Raw genomic sequence first — 1,310 nt, 5'->3', positions numbered from 1 at the left:
AGCTGGACACCCGCAAAAACCGCGTATTTTGAAGCGGTCCGTCCGGCGAGGACATTGTTCGATGTTGCGGGACCATGATGGGCGCGCTGTCAGTCTCCTTCCGGCGGTATTTCGGGCTGTGTGAGCTGGTTTCGCCGGATTGCATGCAGAGTCATCCCATGCTTTCCCGGCGTTCGTGGAAGACCAGCCGGTTGAAGTTATAGGCCAGGTTGCAAAGGGTGAGCTTCGCTTCGGCACGGGCCAGGCCGATGGTTCGGATGAACAGCCCGAAGCGGTTCTTCTGATGCGCGAAGACATGTTCGACATGGGCCCGGATCGAGGACTTTGCGGCGTTCGCCCTGGCAGTCGCTCTTGGCATGGGCTTGCCCTTGGGCTTGCGGCGGTGGATCCGGGACGTGAGCATGCGATCCGACAGCCACTTCTCGTTGCGCCTGGAGCGATAGGCGCTGTCGGCCCAGACCTCGGAGCCGGTATTATCCGTGCTGACGACCTGTCGGAGCAGACGCCCGTCGGCGGCTGAGGCTGAGGTCACCGCCATTTCCCGGATGAAGCCGAAGCGCCGGTCGATGCTGATGTGCGATTTGTAGCCGAACACCGGCAGGGCGATCATGGGCAATGGCGTGCCATCCGCGCGATATCGGACCTTGCCACCGATCTTGAGCGTCCAGCGCGCATCGGTGTCTTTCTGCGCCGCCTTGTTCGGCTCGTCGGGCCATATTTCCTTCGCACTCATTCCCGACTTGATCGCGTCGCGTTCGCCCTCGGTATTGCGCTGCTTGGGCGCAGGCACCAGCGACGCGTCCACGATCTGCCCCGACATCGGGATGTAGCCCCTCTTCTGCAGTTGCCAATCGAAGGCCTTCATGACCCGCTTGAGCGTGCCGGTCTCGGTCAGGCGGTTGCGAAAATGCCGGATCGTGTTCTCGTCCGGCGTCCGGTCCCCAAGCGACAGTCCCAGAAAGCGCAGCCAACTCAGCCGGTCCCGAATCATGAACTCCATCCGCGCATCCGACAGGTTGTGCTGCGCCTGCAGGATCAGCGCCTTGAACATCATCACCGGATCGAACGGCGGCCGCCCGCCCTTGGCACCATCGCCGTAGCCGAGCCCCTCGACCAGCCAGGCGCGGAAGTACTCGAAGTCCACCGTATGCTGCAAAACCTCGAGCGGATCTCCCTCCTTGCCCAAGGCATCAAGATGGTCGCTCAGACTGAACAGGGACTTGGGATCCACCACGGCTCTCCATCATCGCTCCTGATCAATGAATCACCATAGCCCCCGAAACGCCATCGGTTTTTGCGGGTGTCCAGCT

At 61.9% G+C, this 1,310-nt stretch carries 1 protein-coding gene; it reads right to left on the bottom strand.

All coding sequences use genetic code 11. The features are described 5' to 3' along the window. Nucleotides 1-151 precede the first annotated feature (151 nt). Nucleotides 152-1,234 carry an IS5 family transposase gene (locus MHZ35_RS17790; protein WP_446741077.1) on the bottom strand — a complete coding sequence of 361 codons (1,083 nt, stop codon included), beginning with the start codon at nt 1,232-1,234 and terminating at the stop codon, nt 152-154. Between the last annotated feature and the right edge of the window lie 76 nt (nt 1,235-1,310).

The organism is Sphingomonas sp. ACRSK (genome assembly GCF_022346685.1).
GTDB lineage: Bacteria > Pseudomonadota > Alphaproteobacteria > Sphingomonadales > Sphingomonadaceae > Sphingomonas > Sphingomonas molluscorum.
Note: the sequence above shows the minus strand (reverse complement) of the source record. Positions and strands in the feature narration are given on the sequence as shown.